The following is a 13,466-nucleotide window of genomic DNA, read 5'->3' as shown; positions in this document are numbered from 1 at the left end:
GCTCACTCCTGCTTAATTAATTGGACATTTCGCGTACTGACAGTTTCCTGAGCCAGCGCAGTGACGACACATCGACGGCGTAGCACTAGAACCGCATCGTGCAATTGGGCGACGTCGGCGTAACTGAGAAGTTTTTCAGGATGCAGAACGATCGCTCGCCCCAGTTCGTCACCAAACTCCAGCGGCAGACGCGCGAGTTTTTTCACGGGTACTGCGGGTAACAATTGGTGATGTAGAGAAATTTTCACGCGGACTCCGCATGCCAGCGCTTCGTGGATCGTGACTACCGACATATTGGCAGGGCTGCTTTCGACAATTTGCTCCAGCAGGAGCAGGTCAGCCTGCAAAATGTGCAGTGACGAGTATTGGCAGCATAGTATCCGTGGGTCTACTTCCCGTAACTGCGCGACGCTGAGGGAGATCGTGCTTGCCGCGCGTTTTTTTAATCGGGAAACAACCTCCTCGATAATGCGTTGCAGCAGTTCGTTGTTCATTGTGAAGTCACCAGTGTGGCGAATGCCTGCGGATTATCCGCCCCTGCGGCATTGGCTTCGTCGGTATCAATATGCATCTCAAGGCGCATATCCGGCGAAACGCGTACGGCGACGTTATCGAAAATCAGCCGGCGTTCATCGCCATTAATGGCGACCGAGACTTTGTCACCATGGGAAACCCGCAGAATCAGGGCATCGAGCGGCGACATATGGATATGCCGTTGAGCAACGATAACGCCGGATGTTAAGTCCAGTTCAGCAAATGGACTGACAAGGCGAATACCCGGCGTGCCCTGGATATTGCCCGACATACGCAGCGGGGCAGCAATACCTAGCGTACGGGCATCGGTACGTGAAATTTCAACCTGACTGGCGCTTCGTAGCGGGCCGAGTAAACGCACATTTTTTAACTGTCCTTTAGGTCCAACCAGCGTGACGGTCTGCTCTGCAGCGTATTGTCCGGGCTGCAATAGCCCTTTTTTCTTGCTGATAGGCTGATTGGGAAACAAACGGACGTAATCTTCAGTACAAAGATGAATATGACGATTAGAGATCCCCAGCGGAATAGGGCGCTCGCGCATTTCATCCAGAACTTTGGCGACCGTTGACTTGAGTTGCTGTTTATCCATCACGCTTTACCTCGTTTGCCAGAGTGCAGACAAAGAGATCGAGGCTCACCTTTCTGGCGGGTACAGGCTGGGTCAAGGCACAGATTGCAGCTAATCAACTCCGCATTTTGCGGCGCTTCGGACGCAGTGCTGTCCACCAACATCTCTTCTTGCGGCTCGACCTGGATGGGGGCGGGTGTTGGCTCGGGGTCCGGTGTCACGCTATGTGACAGGATTCCGTCCCCTGGTCTGGAAATGACTTTGTGAGCCACCAGCCCATCGCGTTGGTCCGCGAAACTGACACCGGTAGAAATGGCCGCCTGCACGGAGGCCACATCCCCGATTATCTTGATCACCGTCCAGCCTGAACCGTTGGTTTTTTCGAGGCCCACCAGCGTGATGGAGGCGGCTTTCGCCATGACGTCCGCGCAACTGATGGCTAATGCCAGACCACTAACTTCGAGTAATCCCAGTGATTGCTTCACGCTGTGCTCCTTGGTTGCAACGACTTATGCGGATTTAGGTAAAATGGCTTCAACGTCGCTGTGCGGACGCGGGATAACGTGGCAGGATTTCACCTCGCCAACGGCGCTTGCAGCTGCGCTTCCTGCATCTACTGCGGCTTTCACCGCACCGACATCACCACGGACCATAACGGTGATCAGGCCTGAGCCGATTTTTTCGTAACCGACCAACTGCACGTTTGCGGATTTCACCATGGCATCAGCGGCTTCAATAGCGCCGACAAGCCCTTTTGTTTCAACCAGTCCCAGTGCGTTATTCATACTGCTTGTCTCCTGTGGGTTATGAGTGACATTCCCGGAATGGAATGCCTTTAACCAGCCGCGCAGCGTTATTACCGATGCTGCGACGAGCGTGGTTATCTTGTTGATACATCAGCGTAAAAAGCGGCGCTGACGCGGGTAGATTTTTGTAGTGCACGACCAGTTTTTCGCGACTGCAGCCAATGCCAACCAGCAGCGGCGACTGGCATGCCGCGAGCCATGCGTTGTGGATAACGTCGGCTGAATGGTTCTCCTGAATCACAAACGGGATCCCTTCTTCTTCAATACCCAGCAGCACGTCGTTCCAGGTGTCAGCACAGTCACCGGTGGTGAAGATAACGATAGCGGGCGTGTTGAGATTACTTTCCATGAGCGAACGCCTTGTGCCAGGAGAGAATCAGCCCGGTCGCGACCGCATTGCGCGGACCCTCGGTGCCACGAATGTTGCCGCGCCCGGCAACCAGGCGATAATGCGCCAGCGCATCGGTTACAAGTTGCGGTACTTCGAAATCCAGGGACGAGCCGCCAACCAGCACCACAAAGGGAATATCCCGAATGTTCCCGGTCGGACTCACCTGACGTAACGCTCTGAGCGCGTTGGTGACAAAAACGCGCTCCTTGGCGCTGCGGCGAATGGCCCGTACTTTCTCCAGCGCCAGTTCGCCTGGCAGGGGCACCAGCTCATCAGGTTTTACTACGCACACGCGGGCAAAAACCGTTGGCGGAAGAGGCTCAGGGAAGAACTGAACGCTGCCATCTTCGTGGCGAAGATGGAACAAGCTCTCAACTTTCGCCAGCGGGTACTTTTTGATCTCTTCGGCCAGATAACGGTCATCCAGCCCCAGTTCACGGGCAATAATCATCGTGACCATATCGCCCGCGCCCGCCAGGTGTGTGGCAATAATTTCGCCTTTCGGGTTGATGATGGAGGCGTCGGTCGATCCCGCACCGAGATCCAGAATAGCCAGTGGTCGCGTCGTACCCGGAGTGGTTAAGGCCCCGAGAATGGCCGCTTCGGCTTCAGCCCCGCCAACCTGGACATCAATGTTGAGCTTTTGCGTGATCTCCTGGGCAATCATTGCCATTTGCAGGCGATCTGATTTCACCATTGAGGCAATACCGACAGCCTGTTCCAGCGAAAACTCACCGGCAAGTCCACCGGTCACGCTGACGGGAACCGAGGTATCAACCGCCAGTAGATCCTGAATAAAGATTTCCTGACTGGGTTTGTTGGTTAATTCAGCCATTGTCTGGCGTACATGTTCCAGCATGCCGCCAATATTGGTCCCCGCTTCGCCGGTAACGTTATCCAGTTTCGGGCACTCGCCAACGGCTTTCATAATCGCGTCAGCGCCTGCTGCAACGTCGACGCGTACGGTACGCCCTTGTGACTGTAGCTCCAGATTCCCGGCGGGAATGGCTCGTGCTTTCACATCGCCTGACGGCGTTTTCACCACCACGGCAGAGCGGTTGCCGATCAGCGCGCGCGCCATCGGGACAATGTTTTTAGTCTCGTCGGCATTGAGACCAAAGACAGTTGCAATCCCGTAGGGGTTAGAAAGCGTTTCAATGACCTTTCCGGGAACCGCGACCTCAATAGCAGCTAACATACCCAATGGGATACGGTCGATATGAAGCACTTCATCCACGATGGGCAGGGGGTGAGTCAGACGATTGCTGACTAACACGCCATCGTCTTGCTGCAAAATTACGCCAGTTAACTGGTATCCGGCGCGTACCGAGGCATTAATCATCGTGGCGACATCGGCGAAATCAAATGCCGATGACACCACCAGAATATAAGGTGTATCCGCCGGACGGCTGAGCAGCTCTTCCGGCGTAATAGTAATGCCAACACCCAGCCCGACACCGCCCGGCGTTTTAGGGTTATGGCCGATCATGGTGGATTCAGTGATGATGGTTTCGGTGATTGTTTCCATCGCCACGTCGCCAATGACCGGAGTGGCTTCGTTAATACGGATGAGCGAAATATCGCTGACATTGATGCCGGCGTTTTTTGCTGCCAGCGTAAGTGCCTCCTGAATGCCAAACACATTACGCAATGTGCCTTTTATCCCGGTGGTTTCTGCCAGGGCGCTGTTGGTAATACACAGCGCGCCAGACTCATCCAGGGTAGCCAGAGCGACTTCCGTTGATGAGTTACCTATGTCAATGCCAGCTAGATATCGCATGATCCTGTCCCTGAGTTAGTCGTCGCCTTTGAGTTTTTTACGCTCAACATACAGCGCTGCCGCTTCACGAACGAAAGCCGCACAGATCTTTGCCTGATAACGATTTTCGAGATCGTCAGCGATAGCCATCAGCTCATCTTTAGTCGAGCGATACGGGCGTAGCGCGTTATAGATCTCCAGGATGCGATCGTCAGGTACAGCGGTTAGCTCTGCGGCGCGCTCAAAGTTCATCGCCAGTCTGTCACGCCCGGCATCTTTGGCGATTTCCGCCTGCAGGCGCAGCGTTTCAGGCGTGATGCGCATGTCCTGTGCCGTCACCTTGTTGCTCAGAACATTTTCGAGCGTGAAGTCATCCAGGGTTTTATTGGTCGCGGTTTTTACCCACTCAGGATGTTTATTCGCGAGAGGGTAATCCGTGACTTTCGCGGTATGTGCTGATGAACTTGCCGCAACCGGAGTAGCGGACTCGCCTTGCAGGCTGTTCATCCGGCTCAGCACATCCCGAACCATCGATTCAATTGCGTCGGTATTCATGGAGTTATCCTTTATCAAAGCGCCACGCGCAGTTCCTGCGGGTTTTTGCCCGTCACGACATATTTGGTCTCTTTAATGTGCAGAATGGCCGATTTCGCCTGGTACTTAGGTCGAGCCATCTGGTCATTCAGAGTAGGGACCGGTTGCGGAGATTCACGCTTGGCATAACGCGCGGCGTTTTTACCGATCTGACGATAGGTTTCCAGCGTCAGAAGCGGCGCCTGAGGGAACAGTTCCAGATTAGAAAGCGGCGGTAATCCCTGCTGGTGGATAACCGTGGTGCCTTTTGACTGGATGCCGATAGAGATCCCGGAACCGCTCAGACGGTTGCCTTCCACGGCGACAAACGCGACATCAGAGGATTTAAAGCAGCGGATAACGCGTGCTTTAATGCCTTCCTCTTCAATCCCGGCAATCACTTCGCGCAAGATATTCTTATGCGGGATCCCGACGATATTGACGGTTTGTGAGAGCCCGAACGCTGGACCTACGGCAATAATCACTTCGTCTTGCTGCTGACCTTGTTTAGCTTCGCCAATCTCGGTCAGAAAACTGTCGCTCTGTACCGCTGCGGCCTGCGGCGCGCTTGCCGCTGTCGATGCGTGGAATGAGACGGGTTTGTCGCTGGTCTGCATTTCAGACAGCACGTCTTCAATTATCTGGCGCAGCAGCTTTTCATTAATTTCCATTTTTCACCCCTTAGCCAAGTTCGTTGGGATCAAGTGCGCCAGGGATGTTTTTAATCTCTTCCCAGCGTTCGCCTTGCAGGCGATAACCTGTTGCCGGACCGGCATAGTCATTGACGTCATTTACTGCGGATAGCACCTGTCCGTCGCCAACGATAATGGCGGAGGTATGCAGATAATCCCCGGTTAACTTGGCTTTCTGGATGTTGAGCATGTCCTGCGCAACATCGGTAAACCCGCCCTGAGCAAGCGCTTTTACCACTTCAAGACCGTTGCGATTTTTACTGATGATCTCTTGTGCAAATTTGATGTCTTCAACGATGTTGCGCTCTGGCATATCTTTCGATCCGTGAGCGTAAGTCGCAGCTTCCACTTCTTCATCAGTGATTGGCGGTAATCCCATCCCGGCAAACACAGCCTGCAGCGCGCGGGCCGCTTTGTTACGAATGGCGATAACATCTTCTTCTCGAACCGGACGCAGGCCGCCGTCCACTTTCAGGTCGCGCTGGATAACGTTGTAGTCGTCAAAGTCTTCAGCATCTTCGTTGGAACCGGCGAACATGTTGTCGTAGTTCGGCACCGCGGAATAACCGGAAGAGATGAAGTCAGTACCTGGCAGGAACTGCATCAGCAGACGCGCGGTACGACGCATATCCGAGTGGGTAAAGGTCTGGTCGTTGCTGGAGGCGCATTCCAGATCCAGAGAAGAACAGATCAGGTTTTCGGCCAGAACCGCACGAATACCGGACGGCACGGCAGAAGGTACGCCGATGCAGCTTACTGAGCCGTTTTGTAAACCCTGCACGCCAGCGGCTTTGGTGATGTAAATGCAGCGGGCTTCCAGATAAAGCATCGATTTACCTTCGGCATAACCCATCTGTACTTCAGAGCCAGAGCCGGAAGTAAAGCGCATTTTCAGGCCGCGAGAGGCGTAGGAAGAGGCAAGGAAGCCTTTCGACCATGGTGTGTCGTCGCCGTCGGTAAAGACGGGTTCTGTACCATAGACGGAGATAGTTTCCGCGTAGCATGTGTGGCCCAGCATGCCGAGCTTAAGTTCGGTTGCTTCTTCCAGAGAGCACTGAGTTAACACGCCAGGGCGTCCAACCTGTGAACCGACTAACAAGGCAATGGCGTTAAATGGCGCGTAGCGTGCGACGGCAACGGTCGTTTCCTGTTCGTCAAATCCGCGCCATGCGCCTTCTGCAGCGTCAGCGGCAATCTGTACCGGGTTATCTTTGACGTTAGTGACGTGCGCCTGTTGAGACGGAGTTCGACGAGCGCGCATTTTCTGCATGGCCATCATCATCTCGACGACGTTCATATGGGACACCACTTCGACAATTTTTGCTGGTGTCATGGCGGTGGTCAGCGGCACGATGTCTTTGCGTTTCACGTTAGGGTCGCAAAGCATATTGGCCAGTTTAACCGAGTCCATTGCCATGACTTCTTCAGCGCGCGCCAGGTTAATGCCGTAGCGGGCAATGAAATGGTCAATTAAGTCAAATTCACTGGCGGATTTGCCGTCCAGTTCAGTCACAGTACCGTTGACGATTTTAATCGATGGTTTAGGGTCGTTCGGGCTTTCCATCGCAATGAAGCCTTCTTCGATCCACTCCTTAACGAAACCATCCTGATTCACAGGGCGTTTCGCTAGTGCTTCAAATCTTTTCGATCTCATGAATCAGCCTCACTGATATCAGATATAGGACGGACGATCGTTTTTCGGCTCTGAGCCGAGGGTCCCGAGTACGGTTTTACCGATTTCACGGGCGGAGATAACAGCCTGACGAACGGCGCCGGAATCACCAGAGATGACCAGAATGGCTTCGTTGCTGAAGCTGGTGCCATGGGCCGGGGAGCTGTAGGCTACAACTTCTACATTGGCGGATTTCAGCGCAGTATCAGCCATCAGGACACCCACGGAGGCTGGCGCGCCGACAATCACGCCACAGGCACGGCCAATCGGCGCGCCAAAGGCTTTTTCCAGCGCGTAGCTGGCGCGGGCGGTGTATTGCATCTCGATGTGACCGGCTTCGTTGGCATAAACATCGCCAAAGGTGCGATCCAGCTCTTTCAGCGCAACCTCAATTCCGCGTTTCACGTCGGAAACATCGTTGCCGCCGAGGATAATCAGCGAGCCGTGGCCCGCGCCGCCTTTGGTATCTCGTGGTAATTCAATACTGACGACTTCCGTATTTGTTGCTTTTACCGCTTCATCGGCGGCCATAATGTGCGGACCCGCGCCAGTACGGGCGCCAAGGATGCCAATGGAGCGATAACGTTTTTCAAGTTTCATCGCGTCCAGTAAGGCGCTGTCTACGTTGGCGATTACCAGACCGACGGTGTCGCCAATCGCGGTACCGACAAACTCCGTTAAACTGCAGCTTTTCTCTGCCATAGCCGTTTCTCGTGTTGGGTGATTATTTTCAGGGATAGCCTGCTGTTCTGGGGTTGCCACGCGAGCAATCACCTGCGCCATGATCTGTTCAACCAGCTCATTGCTGCTCATTAGCTAATTCCCTTCGGTAAGATTTTTTCTACATCGGTGTGAGGGCGCGGGATAACGTGTACGGCTTTCACTTCTCCCACATTACGGGCTGCGGCGGCGCCGGCATCTGTTGCTGCTTTGACTGCGCCGACATCGCCGCGGACAATAACGGTTACCAGCCCCGAACCAATTTTTTCGTAGCCGACCAGCATTACATTGGCTGATTTCACCATTGCATCTGCGGCCTCTATGGCTGCAGTTAAGCCTTTGGTTTCTACCATTCCTAACGCTTCTTGTTGCATAAAGACCTCGCCTGGGTTGTCCCGATATTCATGACTATAAAAAGAAGCGAGGAAAAAGAATGGCTGAGTTGAAAGTATGAATGAAAAAATAGTGAGGTTATGGTGATATAAAATTGCTGTGTTTTATTTTATCTTTTTGTTTTTAATGGTTATTTTTTATTTTCATAATATGAATATTTAGTTATGTTAATTCCATATTTACACTTTTGTTAGTGACATTAAAAATGGCATTTGCTATGCGGAAAAATGAAAATGTGATGATTGTCTGAAAACATAATTCTGCCAATAGCAATATTTTATCGTTTCACAAATGTACCACTAATAGTGGATTTCCCTGTGTTCTCACCTGTTTTAATAAAAGTGATAGCAAGAATTTGCTATCTCAGCACGATTTTGAGGGGCATGCCGCCTTCAGATTGCCAACATTTTGCCGATACGGCTTTTTATAGTAAGCCTTGAAGTATTCTACGTACCAGCAAGGAGTCCGCTGGTAAAGACACGAACTCTGCTTAGAAGGTGTCACAATGAACGATTCACTAAAAGCGCAATGCATTGCTGAGTTTTTGGGTACCGGGCTGTTTTTGTTTTTTGGCATCGGATGCCTGAGCGCACTTAAAGTCGCGGGCGCCAGTTTGGGATTATGGGAGATCTGCATCATATGGGGGTTGGGGATCTCGCTTGCCGTTTACCTGACAGCGGGGATTTCTGGCGCGCATCTCAATCCCGCAATCACCATCGCCCTGTGGTTATTTGCCTGTTTTCCGGGGCGCAAAGTTGTGCCATACACCGTAGCGCAGGTTGCGGGTGCCTTTGGCGGCGCGTTGCTAGCCTATCTGCTGTACGGAAGTCTATTTACCGAATATGAGTCTGCCCATCAAATGGTACGCGGCAGCCTTGAAAGCCTGCAATTGGCCAGTATTTTTAGTACTTATCCAGCGGCGGCGCTCAGCGTCTGGCAGGCTGCGCTGGTTGAAGTAGTGATCACTTCCATTCTGATGGGCATGATCATGGCACTTACCGATGACGGTAATGGCGTCCCCAGAGGGCCATTGGCGCCTTTATTGATTGGCATTCTGGTGGCTGTTCTCGGTGCATCTACCGGGCCGCTCACCGGATTTGCGATGAACCCGGCACGTGATTTCGGTCCAAAATTATTTGCATGGATGGCCGGGTGGGGAGATGTGGCGATGACTGGCGGGCGTGATATCCCTTATTTCATCGTACCGATTGTGGCCCCCATCATCGGTGCGTGCGCGGGCGCAGCAATTTATCGTTATTTTATTGGCAAAAATTTACCGTGTAATACGTGTAAACTGGAGGAAAATGAGAGCTAGCTTCACGGAAGATGTTTATTTTTAAAGCGTAAAAACTGTTTTCGTGATCCGGTTTCCTGAACCGCTGAAAAAGTCTCCCCACAATGGGAGACTTTTGTTATGTTCGATGATGACTTTCATCAGCGCCCAGGAAAGCGAGATGAAACTGGATGTGTAAATAGTATGTTTTATTTATAACAATAAATTAACTGAGAGGTTTTATCATGATTTCTGCGAGTGCCCTGAACTCAGAACTCATTAATAAAATCGCACAGGATTTTGCGCAGGCCACCAGTCTGGCTGTTGTGGTTGTCAATATTCACGGTGATGAAATTTCTGAGCTTTTTAATTTCACCCCTTTTTGTCAGTTGATGCGCCAGCATCCTCAGCACAGTACCCGTTGTCGTATGAGCGATCGCTGTGGCGGGCTGGAAGCTTCAAAATCCGATCAACCCTGCATCTATCGCTGCCACGCGGGGCTTACCGACTTCTCAATTCCGCTGGTAATTGCGGGTCACCTGGTTGGGTTCGTATTGTGTGGTCAGGTGCGTTTAAGTAACGATGTCGGCCTGGTGGATATCCTGAACGTCGATGACCGCTGGCAAGCCGATCCCGAACTGCTCAGTGAATTTCGTAATGTGCCGGAGATGGACTATTCGCGCGTTATCGCCTCGGCGGATCTGCTAAAGCTCATCGTGGAAAATTGCCTTAAAAAACAACTAAATTTTGTGGTTATCAAAGACAACCCGCAGCAGGCAGAGCCAGTACGCGCCAACCGAACGCCGAATCCTCACGACAGCAAAATGAAAAAAGCGCTGCGCTATATTGATGCGCATTTGTCAGATGAGTTACGCCTGGAAGATGTTGCGTCTCATGTTTACCTTAGCCCTTACTATTTCAGTAAATTGTTCAAAAAATATCAGGGTATCGGGTTTAACGCCTGGGTAAATCAACAGCGAATGGCGAGTGCCAAAGAGTTACTCTGTCATAGTGACTGGAGCATAGCCAGCATTGCGCGTAATTTAGGCTTTTCACAAACCAGTTATTTCTGCAAAGTATTCCGCCAGACGTATCAGGTTACGCCGCAGGCATTTCGCCAGCAAATAAATGTCATTTCACGCGGTGAGTCCGCTTAAATAGCAATATTTTGCTATTGCCGATTTTTGATATCGGGCGCTATGTCAGTAATTATAAAATGAAAAGTAACAACAGCAGTCAATAAATTGTCATAGCGCAACAAAATAATAGTATTAGAGGGATAAACTGCACCAGTTTTTATTTTTGTGATGAGATACAGTGTCTGTATGCCTGACTTTCTTTATTCTTTGCTGACACTTTCATTCAAAATGTGAACATGTGAATAAGTGGGTTTATGCCAGATAATTGGCTGAATGAATCCGGAAAGATATTAAATTGAATTATTGTCATGAGGTCGTGAATTTACCTCATAACAGGGAGCTTAATTAAGGCTCCTGAACTGACAGGTTTGCCACATTTGTGGTAGGGAAGGGGGTGAGAATCCCCCGCAGCCCCCGCTGCTGTGATGCTGACGACCCCGTATGGACCACTGATCGCAAGATTGGGAAGGACGGGTGAGGATGACGCTAAGCCAGAAGACCTGCCTGTCAGTGACTACCAACAACTTCGGTGGGAAGTGGGTGGTTCAGATGCATACAGTCGAGAGACTGGGTATCTCTACACCCCTACCACCCTGAACAGGATCAGGGTATGGCGGCCAATTTTCACGCATTTGTTCTTGCAGGTACCGGAAGCGGCTGTGGTAAAACCACGGTGACGCTGGGCTTGTTGAGCTTGTTGAAAAAACGCGGTTTACGCGTCCAGCCTTGCAAAGTGGGGCCTGATTACCTTGATACCGGCTGGCATACAGCGGTATGCGGTACCGCTTCCCGCAATCTTGATAGCTTCATGCTTCCCGCTTCCACTCTGAATGCTTTATTCCGCGAGCAGATGCAACATGCCGATATCGCCGTGATTGAAGGCGTGATGGGGTTGTATGACGGTTATGGTACCGACCCGAACTACTGCAGTACCGCCGCGATGGCCAAACAGTTAGGTTGCCCGGTCATCTTACTGGTTGATGGTAAAGCTGTTTCCACCTCGATAGCCGCAACGGTAATGGGGTTTCAGCATTTTGATCCCACGCTGAACATCGCCGGGGTGATCGTTAATCGGGTCAACAGCGAAACGCATTATCAGTTGCTGAAGGTGGCGATTGAGCGTTACTGTTCCGTTCCTGTATTAGGCTACGTTCCCCGTATGGAAGGCGTTGCGCTTCCGGAGCGTCATCTGGGGCTGGTTACTGCGCGTGAGTCTGTTATCAATCAGCAGCCGTGGCAGGCCTTTGCCGCGACGCTGGAGCAGACGCTGGATATCGATGCTCTACTGAAATTAAGCCAGCTAAACACCCTCCCTGCGGGTGAATGGCCTACGCTTCCCGATACTGATGCCGGAGAAGGGCTAACGCTTGCTATCGCTGATGACGAAGCGTTCAACTTTTATTACCCGGACAATATTACTTTGCTTGAACGCACGGGGCTGAAGATTGTGCGTTTTAGCCCGTTGCACGACACCTGTTTACCTGATTGTCAGATGATCTGGCTGGGTGGCGGATACCCTGAGTTACATGCTGCGGCTCTGGCCCGCAATGTCCCGATGCTTAAGCAATTGCGAGCCGCACATCACCGCGGCGTGGCGATTTACGCCGAGTGCGGTGGGCTGATGTATCTCGGCAGTTCGCTGGAGGACAGCCACGGTGATAGCTGGTTGATGGCGGATATCATTCCCGGTCACAGCAAAATGGGGAAACGTCTGACCCGATTTGGCTACTGCGAGGCGCAGGCCGCGCAGCAAACCTTGTTAGCTGCAGAAGGCGAAGTGCTGCGCGGGCATGAATTTCACTACTCAGATTTTATTCCTGAAACTCCCGCGGTGATGCACTGTCGCAAAGTGCGCGATGGCAAAACGTTGCAGACCTGGTCCGGCGGCTGGCAGGTGGGTAACACTTTCGCCAGCTATCTACACGTTCATTTTGCTCAACGTCCGCAGATGCTTAACCATTGGTTGGCAGCCGCGAGGAGCGCGCTATGACGATCCTTGCGTGGTGTGTTGCCTGGCTGCTTGATTTTATTATCGGCGATCCGCAGAACTGGCCGCATCCGGTGCGCTGGATTGGCAATCTGATTTCTGCCATGCAGCGAGTCGTACGGCGCTACTGCCATAGCGATCGTGCGTTGCGCATTGGTGGCGCGGTGATGTGGGTAGTGGTGGTTGGCCTGACCTGGACTGTCTCCTGGGGCGTACTGGCGCTGGCGCACTCTATTCATCCCTGGCTTGGATGGATGGTGGAGGTTTGGATGATCTTTACCGTGCTTGCTGGGCGCTGTCTGGCGAACGCCGCGCAGGATGTCGAACGTCCGTTGCGTGCCGGTAACCTTGCCGCAAGTCGGGAAAAGTTATCTTGGATCGTGGGTCGCGATACCTCGCAATTACAACCTCAGCAGATCAATCGTGCCGTGGTGGAAACCGTGGCCGAAAACACCGTTGATGGCATCATCGCGCCGCTGTTTTTCCTTCTTCTCGGCGGCGCGCCTTTGGCGATGGCCTACAAAGCGGTAAATACCCTTGACTCCATGGTGGGTTACAAACATGAAAAATACCGCGCTATCGGTATGGTCAGCGCGCGCCTGGATGATGTCGCAAATTATATTCCTGCGAGACTGAGCTGGCTGCTGCTGGGCGTGGCTGCATTTTTATGCCGTCAGGACGGCTCGCGTGCTTTGCAGATCGGCTGGCGCGATCGCTACAACCACAGTAGCCCAAACTGCGCGTGGTCGGAGGCCTCCGTTGCCGGGGCATTAGGTATTCGTCTGGGTGGCCCTAATGACTACTTTGGCGAGCGTGTTGAGAAACCGTGGATTGGTGATGCACAACGCGACATTTCGGTAGACGACATTTCCCATACGATTCGATTGATGTGGGTGGCATCGACGCTGGCACTGGCGCTGTTTATCGCGCTGCGGTGGCTGCTGGTCGGTGTAGCCTGA

At 52.4% G+C, this 13,466-nt stretch carries 15 protein-coding genes and 1 riboswitch; of the genes, 4 read left to right on the top strand and 11 right to left on the bottom strand.

What is annotated here, in order from left to right; translation table 11 throughout:
* Positions 1-2: 2 nt before the first annotated feature.
* The 11 genes from pduM to pduA are packed head-to-tail and all read right to left on the bottom strand — an operon-like array spanning position 3 to position 8,089.
* Complete coding sequence (gene pduM, locus JSN25_RS18995) at positions 3-494, bottom strand: microcompartment protein PduM (RefSeq protein ID WP_038641683.1); 492 nt, start codon at positions 492-494, stop codon at positions 3-5.
* Positions 491-1,123, bottom strand: a complete 633-nt coding sequence (locus JSN25_RS18990) for a phosphate propanoyltransferase (protein WP_038641680.1) — start codon at positions 1,121-1,123, stop codon at positions 491-493. The genes pduM and JSN25_RS18990 overlap by 4 nt, the downstream gene beginning before the upstream one ends.
* Positions 1,123-1,587, bottom strand: coding sequence for a BMC domain-containing protein (locus JSN25_RS18985; protein WP_199978629.1), 465 nt, complete (start codon positions 1,585-1,587; stop codon positions 1,123-1,125). Before JSN25_RS18985 ends, JSN25_RS18990 begins: the two co-directional genes overlap by 1 nt.
* Positions 1,588-1,611: 24 nt before the next feature.
* The gene (gene pduJ, locus JSN25_RS18980) at positions 1,612-1,887 is read right to left on the bottom strand and encodes a propanediol utilization microcompartment protein PduJ (RefSeq protein WP_001057752.1); all 276 of its coding nucleotides are present in this window, start codon (positions 1,885-1,887) and stop codon (positions 1,612-1,614) included.
* 19 nt (positions 1,888-1,906) lie between these two features.
* The gene (locus JSN25_RS18975) at positions 1,907-2,257 is read right to left on the bottom strand and encodes a glycerol dehydratase reactivase beta/small subunit family protein (RefSeq protein ID WP_038641675.1); all 351 of its coding nucleotides are present in this window, start codon (positions 2,255-2,257) and stop codon (positions 1,907-1,909) included.
* Positions 2,247-4,079 carry a diol dehydratase reactivase subunit alpha gene (locus tag JSN25_RS18970; RefSeq protein ID WP_121529217.1) on the bottom strand — a complete coding sequence of 611 codons (1,833 nt, stop codon included), beginning with the start codon at positions 4,077-4,079 and terminating at the stop codon, positions 2,247-2,249. The genes JSN25_RS18975 and JSN25_RS18970 overlap by 11 nt, the downstream gene beginning before the upstream one ends.
* Before the next feature lie 15 nt (positions 4,080-4,094).
* The gene (gene pduE / locus JSN25_RS18965) at positions 4,095-4,613 is read right to left on the bottom strand and encodes a propanediol dehydratase small subunit PduE (protein ID WP_016153529.1); all 519 of its coding nucleotides are present in this window, start codon (positions 4,611-4,613) and stop codon (positions 4,095-4,097) included.
* A 14-nt stretch (positions 4,614-4,627) separates the two neighbouring features.
* Entirely contained in the window at positions 4,628-5,302 is a 675-nt protein-coding gene (gene pduD, locus JSN25_RS18960) for a propanediol dehydratase medium subunit PduD (protein WP_038641670.1), read from the bottom strand.
* A gap of 10 nt (positions 5,303-5,312) precedes the next feature.
* On the bottom strand, positions 5,313-6,977 hold the full coding sequence (pduC, locus tag JSN25_RS18955; protein WP_038641668.1) for a propanediol dehydratase large subunit PduC: 1,665 nt from the start codon (positions 6,975-6,977) through the stop codon (positions 5,313-5,315).
* 18 nt (positions 6,978-6,995) lie between these two features.
* Entirely contained in the window at positions 6,996-7,808 is an 813-nt protein-coding gene (gene pduB, locus JSN25_RS18950; RefSeq protein WP_003030252.1) for a propanediol utilization microcompartment protein PduB, read from the bottom strand.
* A complete protein-coding gene (gene pduA / locus JSN25_RS18945) occupies positions 7,808-8,089 on the bottom strand; it encodes a propanediol utilization microcompartment protein PduA (RefSeq protein ID WP_003030255.1) in 282 nt (93 codons plus the stop codon). Before pduA ends, pduB begins: the two co-directional genes overlap by 1 nt.
* Before the next feature lie 524 nt (positions 8,090-8,613).
* Between pduA and pduF the strand changes: the two genes are divergently transcribed.
* The 4 genes from pduF (at position 8,614) to cbiB (ending at position 13,466) form a co-directional block, all read left to right on the top strand.
* Complete coding sequence (gene pduF, locus JSN25_RS18940; protein ID WP_087855993.1) at positions 8,614-9,423, top strand: propanediol diffusion facilitator PduF; 810 nt, start codon at positions 8,614-8,616, stop codon at positions 9,421-9,423.
* Between the two features lie 203 nt (positions 9,424-9,626).
* Positions 9,627-10,538, top strand: coding sequence for a transcriptional regulator PocR (gene pocR / locus JSN25_RS18935; protein WP_006683984.1), 912 nt, complete (start codon positions 9,627-9,629; stop codon positions 10,536-10,538).
* Positions 10,539-10,867: 329 nt separating this feature from the next.
* Positions 10,868-11,042: riboswitch (cobalamin riboswitch) on the top strand.
* An 88-nt stretch (positions 11,043-11,130) separates the two neighbouring features.
* Positions 11,131-12,510 carry a cobyrinic acid a,c-diamide synthase CobB gene (locus JSN25_RS18930; RefSeq protein ID WP_085047977.1) on the top strand — a complete coding sequence of 460 codons (1,380 nt, stop codon included), beginning with the start codon at positions 11,131-11,133 and terminating at the stop codon, positions 12,508-12,510.
* The gene (cbiB, locus tag JSN25_RS18925; RefSeq protein WP_204525241.1) at positions 12,507-13,466 is read left to right on the top strand and encodes an adenosylcobinamide-phosphate synthase CbiB; all 960 of its coding nucleotides are present in this window, start codon (positions 12,507-12,509) and stop codon (positions 13,464-13,466) included. Before JSN25_RS18930 ends, cbiB begins: the two co-directional genes overlap by 4 nt.

This window comes from Citrobacter cronae, assembly GCF_016893685.1.
Lineage (GTDB): Bacteria > Pseudomonadota > Gammaproteobacteria > Enterobacterales > Enterobacteriaceae > Citrobacter > Citrobacter werkmanii.
Note: the sequence above shows the minus strand (reverse complement) of the source record. Positions and strands in the feature narration are given on the sequence as shown.

What these genes read in the sequence shown, in the direction of transcription:
- pduF (WP_087855993.1), top strand. Translation starts at nt 8,614, where the DNA reads ATGAACGATTCACTAAAAGCGCAATGCATTGCTGAGTTTTTGGGTACC.
- JSN25_RS18990 (WP_038641680.1), bottom strand. Translation starts at nt 1,123, where the DNA reads ATGGATAAACAGCAACTCAAGTCAACGGTCGCCAAAGTTCTGGATGAA.
- pduM (WP_038641683.1), bottom strand. Translation starts at nt 494, where the DNA reads ATGAACAACGAACTGCTGCAACGCATTATCGAGGAGGTTGTTTCCCGA.
- pduE (WP_016153529.1), bottom strand. Translation starts at nt 4,613, where the DNA reads ATGAATACCGACGCAATTGAATCGATGGTTCGGGATGTGCTGAGCCGG.
- JSN25_RS18970 (WP_121529217.1), bottom strand. Translation starts at nt 4,079, where the DNA reads ATGCGATATCTAGCTGGCATTGACATAGGTAACTCATCAACGGAAGTC.
- pduD (WP_038641670.1), bottom strand. Translation starts at nt 5,302, where the DNA reads ATGGAAATTAATGAAAAGCTGCTGCGCCAGATAATTGAAGACGTGCTG.
- pduA (WP_003030255.1), bottom strand. Translation starts at nt 8,089, where the DNA reads ATGCAACAAGAAGCGTTAGGAATGGTAGAAACCAAAGGCTTAACTGCA.
- pduB (WP_003030252.1), bottom strand. Translation starts at nt 7,808, where the DNA reads ATGAGCAGCAATGAGCTGGTTGAACAGATCATGGCGCAGGTGATTGCT.
- pocR (WP_006683984.1), top strand. Translation starts at nt 9,627, where the DNA reads ATGATTTCTGCGAGTGCCCTGAACTCAGAACTCATTAATAAAATCGCA.
- cbiB (WP_204525241.1), top strand. Translation starts at nt 12,507, where the DNA reads ATGACGATCCTTGCGTGGTGTGTTGCCTGGCTGCTTGATTTTATTATC.
- JSN25_RS18930 (WP_085047977.1), top strand. Translation starts at nt 11,131, where the DNA reads ATGGCGGCCAATTTTCACGCATTTGTTCTTGCAGGTACCGGAAGCGGC.
- pduJ (WP_001057752.1), bottom strand. Translation starts at nt 1,887, where the DNA reads ATGAATAACGCACTGGGACTGGTTGAAACAAAAGGGCTTGTCGGCGCT.
- pduC (WP_038641668.1), bottom strand. Translation starts at nt 6,977, where the DNA reads ATGAGATCGAAAAGATTTGAAGCACTAGCGAAACGCCCTGTGAATCAG.
- JSN25_RS18975 (WP_038641675.1), bottom strand. Translation starts at nt 2,257, where the DNA reads ATGGAAAGTAATCTCAACACGCCCGCTATCGTTATCTTCACCACCGGT.